The sequence below is a fragment of the Serratia proteamaculans genome (assembly GCF_004684015.1).
Taxonomy (GTDB): Bacteria; Pseudomonadota; Gammaproteobacteria; order Enterobacterales; family Enterobacteriaceae; genus Serratia; species Serratia proteamaculans_F.
Genome location: NZ_SRIA01000018.1, coordinates 164805 through 180073 on the forward strand (window position 1 = coordinate 164805; position 15269 = coordinate 180073).

Sequence of the window (15269 nt, forward strand, 5' to 3'; positions counted from 1 at the left end):
ATCACCCGCATGAAGTTTCAGCCGAAAACAGCCTATTGCATTATTTATTAATTTTAAAAAAAAATAACAAACCAGCAATTACCTCTGTTAAAACACCTTCCGTGGTGTTTTACACTGCTAAAACCACAAAATAACCCAGTGAACAACACTACTCACTTAATGTGACATTATGACTCAAAGTGTCACTTTTTCAGCTGAGCGCCAGCCTGCCGGGCCAGCGCGCAGCAAAAAAACTAGCGGCGGTTACGCACCAGTTGGTAGCGGCGAGTCAGATACTCCAGCGGTACGCTCCAGATATGTACCAGACGGCAGAACGGGAACAGCACGAACAGCGTCATGCCCAGCACCATATGCAGTTTAAAGATCGGCGCAACCCCCACCAGATACTCTGATGCACCGGCGTGGAAGGTCACCACCGCCTGCGCCCAGCCCACCAGCTTCATCATCTCGCTGCCGTCCATATGTTGGGCGGAGAACGGAATAGTCAGCAGACCAAGGCATACCTGCACCACTAACAGCGTCAGGATCATGATATCGGCAAAGCTGCTGGTCGCCCGTACCCGTGGGTTGGTCAAACGGCGTTTCAGCAGCAGCGCACCACCGATCAGGGTCATCACGCCGCAGGCACCCCCGGCGATCATCGCCAGCTTCTGTTTCACATCAATCGGCAGGAAGGATTCGTACATCCAGTGCGGTGTCAGCATACCGAGGAAGTGCCCGGCGAAGATACCCAAAATACCGATATGGAACAGGTTGGAGGCCAGCCGCATGCCCTTTTTGTCCAGCATCTGGCTGGATCCGGCGCGCCAGGTGTATTGGCCGTAATCGTAACGCAGCCAACTGCCGATCAGGAAAATCGCGCCCGCCAGATAGGGGTAAATATCGAAGAAGAACTGATTTAAAAATTGCATGATTAGCGTCCTTTGGTTCCGGTTAGCGCATCCGTCAGGTTCAGGTATTGCGGGGCCACCGCGCCGGCGAAACGCCGTTGGTGGGCTGCCTGTTGGGCCGAAGCACACCCTTCGTCACCGAGAAACTTGATCTGTTCCTCTTCCCATACCGCGTCCAGCGCCTGCGGCGTGTCATCGCGGGCTTCTTTGGCTACCTGGGACGCCAGCGTTTGTGCCTGTACGTCACTGCCGGACAGCGCCAGCAGCAGATCAAACAGCACCGCATACGGGCTTTCCCGCTGTTGTAATCGCGCGCCCAGCAGCGCCAGGATCGGCGCGATGTCCTGCAACCCTTCGGTGGCCTGTTGCTTGCTGCGGCTGGCAAGATACTCCAGATACAACGGCAGGAAGTCCGGCAGTTCGCGGCTGTCGATCTCCAGCCCGGCTTCACGGTATTGCGCCATCAGATCGACCATGGCCTGGCCGCGATCGCGCGACTCACCGTGCACATGTTCAAACAGCAACAGCGAGGTGGCTCGCCCCCGGTCGAACAGTTCACAATATTCGGCCTGCACGTCCAACAACGGGCGGGCGCAAAAACGGCGAATAAACAGGATCAACTGCGCGCTGCGGTGTAAATCCAGTTCGCTGGCCGGTTCCAGCGCTTCCACCAGCGCCTGTTGATGGTCAAACAACGCCTGCTCCGGGTAGTCCAGCAGGCGGGCAATCACTTTCAGGCTGATCATGAGGCATCCTCCTGACGAGTCGTTTTTTGGCTCACATCAATAGCGTCAATGCGGCGGCTGTTGAACAGGTTGAATTTACCGTCGCTGCCGTGGCAGCCGTCGCCAAAGCTAAAGCCGCAGCCTTTGCTTTCCGGGAAGGCTTCACGCGCCAGTTCGCGATGGCTGGACGGGATCACAAAACGGTCTTCGTAGTTGGCGATCGCCAGGTAGCGATACATCTCTTGCGCCTGCGCTTCGCTCAGTCCCACCTGCTCCAGTGCGCTGGTGTCCAGCACGCCGTCAACGGTTTCTGCCCGTTTGTAATGGCGCATCGCCAGCATGCGCTTGAGCGCCAACAGCACCGGCGCGGTATCGCCGGCGGTCAGCAGGTTGGCCAGGTACTGCACCGGAATACGCAGGCTTTCCACGTCCGGCAGTACGCCACTGTGCGCCAGCTCACCGGTATCGGCGGCGGATTGAATTGGTGACAATGGTGGTACGTACCATACCATCGGCAGCGTGCGGTATTCCGGATGCAAAGGCAGCGCCAGCTTCCAGTCCATCGCCATTTTGTATACCGGCGACTGCTGGGCAGATTCGATCACCCCTTGTGGAATGCCGTCGGCCAACGCCTGGGCAATCACCGCCGGGTCATGCGGGTCGAGGAAGATATCCAGTTGGCTCTGGTACAAGTCTTTGTCATTTTCGACCGCTGCCGCCTGCTCGATGCGGTCAGCGTCATACAGCAGCACGCCCAGATAACGGATACGCCCCACACAGGTTTCCGAACACACCGTCGGCTGGCCGGATTCAATGCGCGGATAGCAGAAGATGCATTTCTCGGACTTGCCGCTTTTCCAGTTGAAGTAGATTTTTTTGTACGGGCAGCCGGTCAGGCACATGCGCCAGCCGCGGCATTTATCCTGATCGATCAGCACAATGCCGTCTTCGCCACGCTTGTAGATAGCGCCACTCGGGCAGGTCGCGACACAGGCCGGGTTAAGGCAGTGTTCGCACAGGCGCGGCAGGTACATCATGAAGGTGTTTTCGAACTGGCCGTACATCTCCTTTTGCATATTATCGAAGTTTTTGTCCTTCGAACGCTTGGAGAATTCGCCACCGAGGATCTCTTCCCAGTTCGGGCCATTTTCAATCTTCTTCATGCGCTGGCCGGTGATCAGCGAACGCGGACGGGCGATCGGCTGATGCTTGCCCTGCGGCGCGGTATGCAGGTTCTGGTAGTCGTAGTCGAACGGCTCGTAATAGTCGTCCAGCGCCGGGACGTCCGGATTGGCGAATATCTTCGACAGCAGACCGACGCGGCCGCCCATGCGCGGCTCCAGCTTGCCGTTGATTTTACGGATCCAACCGCCCTTCCACTTCTCCTGATCTTCCCAGGCGTGCGGATAGCCCACACCTGGCTTGCTTTCCACGTTATTGAACCAGGCATACTCCATACCCTCGCGGCTGGTCCAGACGTTTTTGCAGGTCACCGAACAGGTGTGGCAACCGATGCATTTGTCCAGGTTCAGCACCATGCCAACTTGTGAACGAATTTTCATTTTGCTTTCTCCTGCTGGCTACCCTGCGAGTCGTCATTGCCTTCACCGTCTAACCAGTCGATGCGGTTCATCTTGCGCACCACCACAAACTCATCGCGGTTGGAGCCGACGGTGCCGTAATAGTTGAAGCCATAGGCCAGCTGCGCGTAACCGCCGATCATATGGGTCGGTTTCGGGCAGACGCGGGTCACCGAGTTATGGATACCGCCGCGCTGGCTGGTGATTTCCGAACCGGGAATATTCACGATGCGTTCCTGCGCGTGGTACATCATGGTCATGCCAGTCGGAACGCGCTGGCTGACTACTGCCCGCGCCGTCAACGCGCCGTTGGCGTTAAAGGCTTCAATCCAGTCGTTGTCCTCAATGCCCAGATCTTTGGCATCTTCTTCACTCATCCAGACGATCGGCCCGCCGCGCGACAGGGTCAGCATCAGCAGGTTGTCGCTGTAAGTGGAGTGAATGCCCCACTTCTGGTGCGGCGTCAGGAAGTTCAGCGCCTTCTCCTTGTTGCCGTTCGGTTTCTGGTTCAGCAACGGCTGCGCGGCACGGGTGTCGATCGGCGGGCGGTACACCAGCAGGCTTTCGCCAAAGGCACGCATCCACTCATGGTCCTGATACAGTTGCTGACGGCCGCTGAGGGTGCGCCATGGGATCAGCTCATGCACGTTGGTATAACAGGCGTTGTAAGACACATGTTCATCTTCCAGGCCTGACCAGGTCGGGCTGGAAATGATCTTGCGCGGCTGGGCCTGAATATCACGGAAGCGGATTTTTTCATCTTCCTTGTTCAGTGCCAGATGGCGGTGGTCACGACCGGTCATCTTGCCCAGCGCGTCCCACGCCTTGACCGCGACCTGTCCGTTGGTTTCCGGCGCCAGCGCCAGGATCACTTCGGCGGCATCGATGGCGGTTTCAATCTTCGGCCGACCGGCCGCCGGGCCATCCGCCTTCACGTAGTTGAGTTTTTTCAGGAAGTCGACTTCGGTCTGGGTGTTCCAGCTAATCCCTTTGCCACCGTTACCCAGCTTGTCCAGCAACGGCCCCAGCGAAGTGAAACGCTCGTAGGTAGCCGGGTAATCACGCTCCACCACCATAATATGCGGCGCGGTAATGCCCGGGATCAGATCGCACTCGCCTTTCTTCCAGTCTTTGACGCCGTAAGGCTGCGCCAGTTCGGCGGCCGAGTCATGCTGAATAGGCAGCGTCACCACGTCGGTTTCCTGACCCAAATGCCCGACACACACCTCGGAGAAGGCTTTGGCGATGCCCTTGTAAATCTCCCAGTCACTTTTCGAATCCCAGGCCGGATCGACCGCCGCCGACAGCGGGTGAATAAACGGATGCATATCCGAGGTATTCATGTCGTCTTTTTCGTACCAGGTGGCGGTCGGCAACACGATGTCGGAGTAAAGACAGGTACTGGACATGCGGAAATCAAGCGTCACCACCAGATCCAGTTTGCCTTCGCCACCGTTATCCCGCCATTCCACTTCCTCGGGTTTGGCGCCGCCCTGTTGGCCCAGATCCTTGCCCTGAATGCCGTTTTCGGTGCCCAGTAAATACTTGAGCATGTACTCGTGGCCCTTGCCGGATGAGCCCAACAGGTTGGAACGCCAAACGAACAGGTTACGCGGGAAATTCTGCGGATTGTCCGGCTGTTCGGCAGCAAAGTTCAGGCTGCCTTTTTTCAGTCCTTCGACGGTGTAGTCCAGCGGCGACTGACCGGCGGCTTTCGCCTGCGCCGCCAGATGCAGCGGGTTGGTGCCCAACTGGGGGGCCGACGGCAGCCAGCCCATGCGCTCGGCGCGCACGTTTAGGTCAATCAGGCTACCGCCAAAGTGGGTCTTGTCCGCTAACGGCGACAGCAGCTCTTCGGTGCCGACGGTTTCATAGCGCCACTGGCTGGAATGGTTATAGAAGAACGAGGTGCTGTTCATATGGCGCGGCGGACGTTGCCAGTCAAGGCCAAACGCCAGCGGCAGCCAACCGGTCTGCGGCCGCAGCTTTTCCTGGCCGACGTAGTGCGCCCAGCCGCCGCCGCTCTGGCCGACGCAGCCGCAGAAGATCAGCATATTGATCAGGCCGCGATAGGTCATGTCCATGTGGTACCAGTGGTTGACACCGGCACCGACGATAATCATCGAACGGCCATGGGTTTTCTCGGCGTTATCGGCAAACTCACGGGCAATGCGGATGATATTGTGGCGTGACACGCCGGTGATCTGCTCGGCCCAGGCCGGGGTATAGGCTTTGATGTCGTCATAGTCGGTGGCGCAGTTGGCGTCGTTCAGACCACGATCGAGGCCGTAGTTGGCCAGGGTCAAATCGTAAACGCTGGTCACCAACGCCTCGCTGCCGTCCGCCAGGCGCAGGCGTTTGACCGGCAGCTTGTGCAGCAGGATCTCGTCCAGCGCCACGCTGTTGAAATGTTCGCTCTCGGTACTGCCGCTTTTGATACCGCCAAAATAAGGGAAGCCGACTTCGGCCACGTCGTCATGTGCGCCCAGCAGGCTGAGTTGCAACTCGACTTCCTGCCCGTCTTCACCGGCGCGCTGTTCCAGGTTCCATTTGCCCTGCTCGCCCCAGCGAAAGCCAATCGACCCCTGCGGTGCCACCAGCTCACCGTTGCGCTGATCTATGGCGACGGTTTTCCACTCAGGGTTGTTTTCCTGCCCCAGGCCATCCACCAGATCGGCGGCACGCAGCAGGCGACCGGCGGCGTAATAGCCTGCTTCACGCGGTTCGAGCATCACCAGCATCGGCATATCGGTGTAGCGGCGCACGTAGTCACGGAAATAGCCCACCTCACGATCCAGGTGGAACTCTTTGAGCATCACGTGGCCCATGGCCAGCGCCATGGCGCTGTCGGTGCCCTGTTTCGGATTGAGCCACTGGTCGCACAGCTTGGCGACTTCGGCATAGTCCGGCGTCACCGCCACGGTTTTGGTGCCTTTGTAGCGCACTTCGGTGAAGAAGTGGGCGTCCGGGGTACGCGTCTGCGGCACGTTGGAGCCCCAGGCGATAATGTAGGAAGAGTTGTACCAGTCGGCGGATTCCGGCACGTCGGTCTGCTCGCCCCAGGTCATTGGCGAGGCTGGCGGTAAGTCGCAGTACCAGTCGTAGAAGCTCAGGCAGGTGCCGCCAATCAGCGACAGATAGCGGGCGCCGGCGGCGTAGGACACCATCGACATCGCCGGGATCGGTGAGAAGCCGATAATGCGATCCGGGCCGAAGGTTTTGGCGGTGTAGACGTTGGAAGCGGCAATCAGTTCGTTCACTTCCTGCCAGCTGGAGCGGACAAAGCCGCCGCGTCCGCGCGCGACCTTGTAGCTTTTGGATTTTTCCGCATCGCTGACGATCGAGCCCCAGGCATCGACCGGGTCACTGTGCAGCGCCTTGGCCTCCCGCCACAGTTTGATCAGGCGTTTGCGCATCAAGGGGTATTTCAGTCGGTTGGCGCTGTACAGATACCAGGAGTAGCTGGCGCCACGCGGGCAACCTCGCGGTTCATGGTTGGGCAAGTCTGGCCGGGTACGCGGGTAATCGGTTTGCTGGGTTTCCCAGGTCACCAGGCCGTTTTTCACATATATCTTCCAGCTACAGGAGCCGGTGCAGTTCACCCCATGGGTGGATCGCACAATCTTGTCGTGCTGCCAGCGGCTGCGATAGCCGTCTTCCCAGTCGCGGTTGGTGTTCAGCGTCTGGCCATGTTCGCCAGAAAAGGGTTCCGCCAACTGCTTAAAATAGCGGAATCGGTCTAGAAACTTGCTCATCCGGAGTTCTCCTGAAAGCTTTTAATATTTTTACCGTTAAAGGAACGGCATTGCTCAATCTGCCGCCAGCCTACTGAGGCCAGAACTGGGGCAAATTGATTGCGATCAAGAGAACGGAGGGAGAATAACGGTGGCGGCGGCGTGCCTACCCCTAAAGTATCAGGGCATAAAGTGGCGTTAATTGATTGAAAATAGAATAAAAATCATGATTTGGATATTCGAGGGGATGTACTGCGAAGTGAGTCAGGGTATTTGGGGGTAGGATGCGGGCGCGTGCCCGAGATACCCGGGCCTAGCGCACCGAGGGGCACTCCGGCGGACAAGCCGCTACGACCCCTGCGGCACGCTCTCCCTAATAACAGGCTTGTGAGTCTGCTTACTGATTAACCTGCATCCATCTCATGGCCGATCCACTCGCCACTGTCGCGATTAATCACCCGCAGATACTGCTCATACTCCTGTTCACCGTAGAACAGGTTCAGCAACGGCGTTTTATAAAATGACTGCCACATTTGCCCCAGCATGATTGGCCGACGCGGCACATAAATGTTCTCGATCAGGTTATAGCCGGTGGCCATCAGCATGAAGCACAAGAAGAAGTAGTTAAACCTGCCGCGAATGAACGAGCTCTGATGAGCCACGTAGTAAAACAGCAGGAATACCGACGCCACGCTGGCATAGCGACTGGCCGCCTGCAGCGAACTGGAACACAGGAACACAAACACCACCAGCCAGGCTGCGGTGTTTTTGATGTCCCCCGCCTGGTTACGCATCGGATTCGCCAGCATGAAGATCCCGAGAAACAGCGCCGGGAACAGCACGATCAGGAAGTTAATCATCCCATTGGCATTGCCGGAGGTCAGGTAATCGCTGGCATACATGCCGGAGGTATAAACGTCGGAGTAACTGTTAATGCCAGAAATCGTAATATGAGAAAGGATAAACGGCAGTGCGAATTTGGCGGTCAGCAACGCAATGGCGCTAAACACCACCGTCAGCAGGCGATTTAGCCGCATGACCCGGCTACACAGAAACACCCCGACCAGCAGCATGCTGGAAAAGTGAGTCAGCATGGCAAATAACATCAGGCCGGCGGCCAGCGGCCGATGCTGCTTATGGCAAAACAGCACCATCGCCAGCGTCATCACCGCCATCGAAAAGCCAAAACGCAGCCCCATGCCGATGATAAACGGGTTGATCAGGAACAATACCGCCAAATGCAGCAATACAAACTGCCTGGCTGAAAACACCTTGCCGGAGTGCAGCATGACAATATTAAGCGCGGTGAGATAACAGTAAACCGACAGGCCCACGTACAACCCTGGAATGACATAAAAAGGGATACCCAGGGTTTTGAAAATATAAAAGTTGGCGTACAGCACCACGTCCACCTTGCCCGCAATGACATCGCCCAGGCGGGTGGCCGAGTTAATCGCATCATAGTTGGCAAAGTGACGGTAGAGATCGGCCAATGGCGGGATCTTGATAAAGAAGAAGAAAAAACACAGTGCAATCAGCAAATAAGCCACCGTGTTTTTCTTTCCTGCCCGCAGCGTGCCTATGCTGTGCAGCAAGGCAAACAGCGGTACCGTCAGCAGCAGCACGCTGCCAATCAGCGTAGAACGTTCAAAGCGCATAATCATCCTCTGGAAAGGGTTGTTCTCTTATCTGTGTCACCGGCAATTCAGAACGGCACGCCACGGAAAAACACATTGCGGATGATATTTTTCATATACACCCCTGCCATCAGGCCGCTATTGACGTAGATAATGCCCTTCAGCCCATACAACACCCCAGCCAGAGGGTTCTTGCCGTCGGTAATGATGCGCGAGTTAATGCAGGTGTGGCGCAGACGCATGATGTTGCGCGCCCGGGGCGATATCTGCGGCATCAATCGCTTTTCAAACTGCATTTTATTGCGGTATCCCAGGATGCCTTTCGGGCTGGAGGTAATGCGCTCCCCCTCATGGTCGTTGTGCACGGCCAGACGTTCATGCAGCGTGCCGATGTTCGCCCCGGCCGCCAACAGCCGGTACAGGAAGATATGATCCTGATAGCGCGGAGTATTGAAGAAGCCGCGCACGGCGATCGCCATGCTACGCCGCAGCATGATCATCGGCGTGTAGGCCACACCGGCCAGCATAAAGTCTTCCAGCCCTGCGCAACGCGCCCGGTAATAATGCTCGGCGCTGATCTGCCCATCTTTTAGAATATCCATGTCGCACAGGCTGACGTCGTAATTGCCCTGCTGCATAAACGCCAACTGGCGGGCGATTTTCTGCGGGTGGTAGTAGTCGTCATCATCCAGAAAGGCAATGTACTCGCCGCGTGAGCGCAGGATCCCGCTGTTACGCGCCTGCGCGCCACCACCGTTGTGGCGACGTGGGTAGTAAATGATCTGTCCCTGCTCGATATAACCGGCCAGGCGTTCGCGGGTCGCCAGGCGTTGTGCATCGCCCTGCGGATTGTCATCCACCACGATAATTTCCAGCGGACGATGGGTTTGCGCCAGCACGCTATCAATGGCGCGTGCCAGCAGTTCACTGCGGCCATAGGTGGGTATGATGACGCTGACGGTAATACTCATAGTTTGAATTTGCCTGTAGGGGGCGAATAAATTCGCCCCGATTGACATGGGCGCTACATGCTGCGCCCCTACACGATGGAGAAATAGACGCAAGCGGCGCCGCTATCCGCGCAGGTTATACAGCCGGGCCATCAGGTAGTAAGCCAGCGGGCTGCGGTAGAACAGCCGGTTCTTGCGGCTCAGCATTTTGCGCTCTTCGGCACGCAGACCGGAGTAGCGGCGTTTCAGCTCGCGGGTTTCGCGCAGCGCGTCACGCAGCCCGAAAAAGTCCAGCCCCACCAACAAACGTGCCTTCAGCGTGGTGACAAAAAGTACGGAGTACAGCCCGTGTCCCACGCCCTCACGGCGGCCCGTGTCGGCGCCGTCGAGCGCATAATCCAGGTCATCCAGATCGCGTCGTTTGGGCGCGCGGGTAATACCGTTCGGATTGGCACGGTAACCCACCAACGGCGTGTCGCAGACCACGATGCGTTGCGCCTTCAGGTACAACTGCGGGATTAACTGAATATCTTCGAAATTGCGTCCCGCCGGGAAGCGTGCCTGATCGAACAGCGTTCTACGGTAAATACGCGCCCAGGCGAACCACATACTGCGGTTGAAGCTGTCTGCCAGCAGCGCCATATGCGTATCATGCTGCTGGGGGGCGGCATTGCCGGGAACGATCGCCATAGTGCCGTCCGGCTGGATCTTGCCGTTATTGATCGCCGAGAAACGCTGGGCGTTGAAAGCCACGATGTCTGCCTGCGGGTTATCTGCCAGCAAGCGCCCCAAAATGCTGAAATACCCTTCCAGCAGCACATCGTCAGAGTCGAGAAAGCCAACATAGCTGCCCTGCGCATGGGCAATGCCACTGTTACGCGCCTCGCTCAGCCCCTGGTTTTGCTGACGCAGAATGCTGACCTGCAGTTTGTGCTGCGGATAGCGGCACAGCACCTCTTCGGCAATGCCGATGGCGTCATCCGGGCTGCCGTCATCCACGATGATCACTTCCGCCCAGTCCGGCAGCTGTTGCAGCACTGAGCACAGGCAGGCCTCAATATAAGCCTCGACCTTATACACCGGAATAATCAGGCTCAGAGTGGTATTCATGATCGGTTATCCTTGGTTTTCTTTTTGACGTTGCACCCACACCGCCCGGCTGCCCATCGACGGCAATTGGGCCTCAATCTGCCGCTGCCCCTGTGCCTGCCAGCCGCTCGGCAGGTCAAAGCGCGCTGACATTGGCCGGTAGTAAGGGTTAGCGATCAGCACCAGCCCCTGCTCGCCATTGATAAACAGCCTGGCCGGAATGGCGGTATTGTTGCCCTGCAGCAGGGTGCTTTCGCCGGAAAGCAGGTAAGGGTTAAAGCTGACAATCTGCTGCGCCACGCTGGCTACCCCCTGCCAGATAGCATCAAACTCCTGCTGGCTAAAGCCACCGCGTTGGCGCTTGTAGAACAGGTCGGTATAGGAATAAAACAGGATGCCTTTAGCGCCGCCAATCAGCCCCAACCAGGCCTGATTGCGCATTTCCGCCTCGGTGGGTTGGCGCGGTTTGCGGCCAGGTGCATAAGCGGCGTGATCCATAATCTGCATCACCAGCCAGGCTCCTTTGACCTGCCGCGCGACCTGGCTGGTAATGCGGCTGTACTCCAGCGTACGCGTCAGATCGGCGTCTCTGCCAACCGGGTAAGGATCGCTGGCCAACACGTCCGAACTGTTGAAATAGGCGTTGAGCGTGCCGGTCTTGTCCAGCACCTGGAACGTCAGGTGATCCGGATCCAGGCGTTTTACCTGCAGATGCTTTTGCTCAATCTGCGGCACATATTCCGGCCCCAGTTCGTCGTTGATATACCAGGCCAGCAGGTTCGGCTGGTGTTTGAACCTTTCCACATAGCTCGCGGTCAGTTGCGGGTAGCTCATTTGGGTTTCCGGCGCGAACCGGGTACCGGCGTACATGTCCTTGAGCGAGAAAATGACCTGCAAGCCATACTGCTGGGTTTTGCGGAAATAGTTATCAGGATCGCGACCGGTCCCGTAGTTGTAATTGAGCAAGGTGTTGAAACCGGCATCGCGGATGCGCGTCAGATGCTCATCCGTTACCATCTCACCGTACATATAAATACCGAGCGGGAAGAATCGCTTGCCCTGTTTCAGGGTATAACCCTGCGCATCCAATGCCACTTTGGCCTGTTCACGACCGACGCTGATCGGCATTTCGCTTCGCTGGCTGCGCTGGGAAGCCACATCCGTCACCTGCTGCTGCAGCCGATACTCCCCGGCGGCCAAATCGGCCGGCAGTGGGAATTCCACCTGCTGTTTGCCACTAATACGGTAACGGCGGCTGTCGTGCTTCACGGCCGTGTTTTTGTCGTCGACCAGCGTGCTATCCACCTGCACCTGCTGTGGATCCACCACTTCGATCAGGCTCGATGCCGTCCCCTGGCCGCTGCGCATCTGGTATAACTCCGGTGCCACCGGCTGCTGACAGGCATAGACGTCATCAAACCAGGCGCTGCCGGTGGTACCCCGGCGCAGATAAACACCCAGCACCACCTTCACCGCGCGCGGCGGCACCCGAAAATCCCCCGTGACCGGCTGCCAGCCGCTGGTGCCCAACAGGCCCTGCGGATAGCTGCCGGCTAAAAAACGCTCCTGGCTGTCGTAACTTTCGATAAACACCCCGGCGCCCTGATTCTCCCCTTTGCCCTTCAGGTTCTCACCGCGCACCCAGGTGCCAAAGGCCAGTTGCTGACCCGGTTTGACCGACAGCGTCTGCAGCATGTTGTGGTAGTTGGCGGGGTTGTGATTTTGATAAAACAGGCTGCTCTGACCACCATGACCGCCCGCCACCACCTGTGCGGAAGCCAGTGACCAGCCCGCGCCGCCCTGCTCAAAGCCGGGATCCTGCAGCAGGTTGTTGCTGCAGGGGGCAGCAGTAGCCAGCCCGGATCCCGCCAGCAGGCAGGCGGTGGTTAGCTTGCTGAGTTTCATTGTCTTTTCATCACCGCGTTGTACAGATAAGAGAAAAACAGATAGCAGGATTTCTGGTAGGAAAGCCCCAGATGACGGCGATAAATCTGCCATTGCCAGTCGGCCGCCTGAATTTTATTGCCGGATAACGACTGCGCAGAAAGACGGTAAAAGGCCAGCGGCTCGGGAATGCAATACGCCAGATGGTTACGCGCTTTTTCCAGCACCGACAGCCACATCACGTAGTCCTCGTGACCGACCTTGCTTTGGTACACCTTGCCAACCTGGCGCTGGTTGTACATCCCGGTCAGGTTGCCGATCCAGTTGCTTTTCAGCATGTCCTGGTAAGCGATGATCTCCCCGGAACCCCGGTAGTTTTTCACCCGCGCCGGATCATCTTCGAAGGTGTAATAGTGTGAGCACACCACGTCATAGCGGTCGGTTTTCAGGATGCCGACCTGGCGTGCCAGCTTGTTGGGGTGCCAGACATCATCACTGTCGCAGAAGGCAATATAATCGCCGCGCGCCGCTTCAATCGCGATATTGCGGGTTTCGGCCACGCCCTGGTTGGTGCTGTTGCGGATGTAGGTCAGACGATCGTGAATAAAGGGTTTCACCACCTCGGCGGTCTGATCGGTGGAGGCATCGTCGATCACATACAGGTGATAATCCTGATAGGTCTGGTTGAGCACCCCGAGGATCGACTGTTTGATAAAACCTGCGGCGTTGTAAGCCGGCATGATAACTGAAACTTTTTCCATCTTAACCTCCAGCGATAAGCTGTTGCCATTGGGGATAAATCCGCTCAGGGATGAACTGCTGCGCCCGCTCCAGCGAGTGCAGAGAAAAGCGCTGCCGCAATTCGCCATCGTCGATCAGCGCCAGCGTGCGTTGGCTGAAGGCCTCGATATCGCCCTCCGCCACCAGATAGCCATTCCTCGCGTCATCGATCAGCTCGGCCGGCCCGGTCAGGCAGTCAAATGCCACCAGCGGCAGGCCGAAGCTCATGGCTTCAATCAACACCATCGGCAGCCCTTCGTAACGCGAGGTCATCAACAGCATTGCCGCCTGTCGATAGTGGCCGGCAATGTCCTGGGTCGCCGGCAGCAACTTCACCTGTTCAGCCAACCCGGCGGCATCAATCTGCTGCTGTAACGCAATGCGATCCGGACCATCACCGACGATATGCAGTTGCCACCCTGCCGTTTGCTGTGCCACCCGTTGCCAGGCGGCTATCAGGCGATCAAATCCTTTCTGATGGCACAGCCGACCGACCGCCAGCGCCACCGGCTGTTGCAGCTTCGGCTGCGGCGATTGCACCGGGAAGGGGGAAACGTTTTCGATCACCTGACATTTGCGTTCCGGCACCCAGCGGCTGATGGTGGCCAGATCTTTCTTCGTCAGCAGTACCGTGCGGTCGCCCAACCGATAAACCAGCACCTTTAGCCACTTCATCGGCCAGGCATATTGATGGAAGCTGACGTGTTCACTCAGCAGCAGGCGGCTGTGCGGGCAAAGTAAACGCAGGTAGGGCACCATCAGCGACGAGAGTTTTCCCATCGAAACGGTGACTATCACGTCATAACGGCCACGCCGCAGAAACCACGCCAACCGCCAGGGCCACAGCAGCGTTCTGCCGGGCATAAAGCGCAAGTTCACCGCAGAGTTCAGCGGGTAAAAGGCCCGCTCACCGCTGATCGACACCAGATCCACCTGATGCCCCAAACGCGTAGCCAGCGCATTGGCCAGGCTGCTGGCGACCCGCTCGGTACCGCCTTTTTCGGCGATGTTCTCAATCACAATCGCTACTTTTCGTTGCTGCATGTCATCTCCGAAATCCCTCACGGGCGCTGCGTAACAGACGTCCCCCCAACGGAAACAGCCCTAGCCTGGCCAGGCAGTCACCGTACAGTTTGATCGCCCTGAACTTGCTGCTCAGAGCCTGGCGTTCCGTACGCGATGAGTAATAGTTGAAAGCCTGCAGGTTCTCGCTATACAGCGAGGCCAGCAGATGTTTGCAGGCAAACCCGCTGATATAACGGCCACTGGCGTGCAGGTAGGCATCAATAAACTGTTCGCTGTCGTCCAGGTTCATCCGGCAACGATCCGTGTCGGCATCGCCGCAGCGGATAAACACCCCAAGCCCTTCGTCGAAGGCCACTCTGGCCCCCAGATTGGTGGCATTGACCAAAAACCCCCAATCCTGGTACTTGTAGAGGAACTCCGGGAATAGAAACCGTCGGTCATCTTTTTTACGCAGGCTGATGGTGGAGGTGCGAATATCCCCCATGTCGAGAAATAAAAAATCCGCCCCTGCCGCCCCCTCCTTGTAATCGAATCGATAGCTGCGAATATTTTTGTCACTCACCGTGGCGTAATTACCAAAAATAATGTCCAGCCGGGTGTCCTGATGGCGTTCCAGGCGGCGGATAATATAGTTGGTACTAAAGGAGTCCTCCGGCTCCAGAAAGAAAACCACTTCCGCACGCGCCAGACGAAAACCGGTATTACAGGAAACCGCCGTGTTACTGCGAATTTTATTTTCATGTAATCGTGCCCGGCGGTTGGCGGCCAATAAGCCGCGCATATTATCCAGTTCTGATTTATCGGAAGCATTATCAACCACGATAATTTCATAATCGAACCCCGAGCAGGCACTGGTCATCCGGACTAGTGTGGCGGCCAAACTGGCTGAGTTATTAAAAACGGGCATGACAATCGATAAGTCCATTTATTACCTCAACAATATATTATCATTTGGCAAAACAGCATTATTGCCA

Annotated in this window: 11 protein-coding genes; all 11 read right to left on the bottom strand. The window is 57.3% G+C overall.

Annotated elements, in window-relative coordinates:
* Positions 1–233: 233 nt before the first annotated feature.
* The 11 genes from narI to E5C26_RS14685 all read right to left on the bottom strand — a co-directional run bounded on the left by narI (position 234) and on the right by E5C26_RS14685 (position 15220).
* Positions 234–911, bottom strand: coding sequence for a respiratory nitrate reductase subunit gamma (narI, locus tag E5C26_RS14635; protein ID WP_135316957.1), 678 nt, complete (start codon positions 909–911; stop codon positions 234–236).
* A 2-nt stretch (positions 912–913) separates the two neighbouring features.
* On the bottom strand, positions 914–1636 hold the full coding sequence (gene narJ, locus E5C26_RS14640; RefSeq protein WP_135316958.1) for a nitrate reductase molybdenum cofactor assembly chaperone: 723 nt from the start codon (positions 1634–1636) through the stop codon (positions 914–916).
* Positions 1633–3177, bottom strand: a complete 1545-nt coding sequence (gene narH / locus E5C26_RS14645; RefSeq protein WP_135316959.1) for a nitrate reductase subunit beta — start codon at positions 3175–3177, stop codon at positions 1633–1635. The genes narJ and narH overlap by 4 nt, the downstream gene beginning before the upstream one ends.
* A complete protein-coding gene (locus E5C26_RS14650; protein ID WP_135316960.1) occupies positions 3174–6950 on the bottom strand; it encodes a nitrate reductase subunit alpha in 3777 nt (1258 codons plus the stop codon). The genes narH and E5C26_RS14650 overlap by 4 nt, the downstream gene beginning before the upstream one ends.
* A gap of 383 nt (positions 6951–7333) precedes the next feature.
* Positions 7334–8587: an EpsG family protein gene (locus E5C26_RS14655; protein ID WP_135316961.1), complete on the bottom strand. Its 1254-nt coding sequence runs from the start codon at positions 8585–8587 to the stop codon at positions 7334–7336.
* Positions 8588–8634: 47 nt separating this feature from the next.
* Positions 8635–9537, bottom strand: a complete 903-nt coding sequence (locus E5C26_RS14660; protein ID WP_135316962.1) for a glycosyltransferase family 2 protein — start codon at positions 9535–9537, stop codon at positions 8635–8637.
* 102 nt (positions 9538–9639) lie between these two features.
* Entirely contained in the window at positions 9640–10626 is a 987-nt protein-coding gene (locus E5C26_RS14665; protein WP_135316963.1) for a glycosyltransferase family 2 protein, read from the bottom strand.
* Between the two features lie 6 nt (positions 10627–10632).
* Positions 10633–12510 (bottom strand): carbohydrate-binding protein CenC, encoded by a 1878-nt coding sequence (locus tag E5C26_RS14670; protein ID WP_135316964.1) that lies wholly within the window; start codon positions 12508–12510, stop codon positions 10633–10635.
* Entirely contained in the window at positions 12507–13250 is a 744-nt protein-coding gene (locus E5C26_RS14675; RefSeq protein WP_135316965.1) for a glycosyltransferase family 2 protein, read from the bottom strand. Before E5C26_RS14675 ends, E5C26_RS14670 begins: the two co-directional genes overlap by 4 nt.
* Before the next feature lies 1 nt (position 13251).
* A complete protein-coding gene (locus tag E5C26_RS14680; RefSeq protein WP_135316966.1) occupies positions 13252–14313 on the bottom strand; it encodes a glycosyltransferase family 4 protein in 1062 nt (353 codons plus the stop codon).
* 1 nt (position 14314) lies between these two features.
* The gene (locus E5C26_RS14685) at positions 14315–15220 is read right to left on the bottom strand and encodes a glycosyltransferase family 2 protein (RefSeq protein ID WP_135316967.1); all 906 of its coding nucleotides are present in this window, start codon (positions 15218–15220) and stop codon (positions 14315–14317) included.
* Positions 15221–15269 lie beyond the last annotated feature (49 nt).

Coding starts and splice junctions, on each gene's coding strand:
- E5C26_RS14660 (WP_135316962.1), bottom strand. CDS start 9,537: ATGAGTATTACCGTCAGCGTCATCATACCCACCTATGGCCGCAGTGAA.
- E5C26_RS14665 (WP_135316963.1), bottom strand. CDS start 10,626: ATGAATACCACTCTGAGCCTGATTATTCCGGTGTATAAGGTCGAGGCT.
- E5C26_RS14685 (WP_135316967.1), bottom strand. CDS start 15,220: ATGGACTTATCGATTGTCATGCCCGTTTTTAATAACTCAGCCAGTTTG.
- narH (WP_135316959.1), bottom strand. CDS start 3,177: ATGAAAATTCGTTCACAAGTTGGCATGGTGCTGAACCTGGACAAATGC.
- E5C26_RS14650 (WP_135316960.1), bottom strand. CDS start 6,950: ATGAGCAAGTTTCTAGACCGATTCCGCTATTTTAAGCAGTTGGCGGAA.
- E5C26_RS14675 (WP_135316965.1), bottom strand. CDS start 13,250: ATGGAAAAAGTTTCAGTTATCATGCCGGCTTACAACGCCGCAGGTTTT.
- E5C26_RS14680 (WP_135316966.1), bottom strand. CDS start 14,313: ATGCAGCAACGAAAAGTAGCGATTGTGATTGAGAACATCGCCGAAAAA.
- E5C26_RS14670 (WP_135316964.1), bottom strand. CDS start 12,510: ATGAAACTCAGCAAGCTAACCACCGCCTGCCTGCTGGCGGGATCCGGG.
- E5C26_RS14655 (WP_135316961.1), bottom strand. CDS start 8,587: ATGCGCTTTGAACGTTCTACGCTGATTGGCAGCGTGCTGCTGCTGACG.
- narI (WP_135316957.1), bottom strand. CDS start 911: ATGCAATTTTTAAATCAGTTCTTCTTCGATATTTACCCCTATCTGGCG.
- narJ (WP_135316958.1), bottom strand. CDS start 1,636: ATGATCAGCCTGAAAGTGATTGCCCGCCTGCTGGACTACCCGGAGCAG.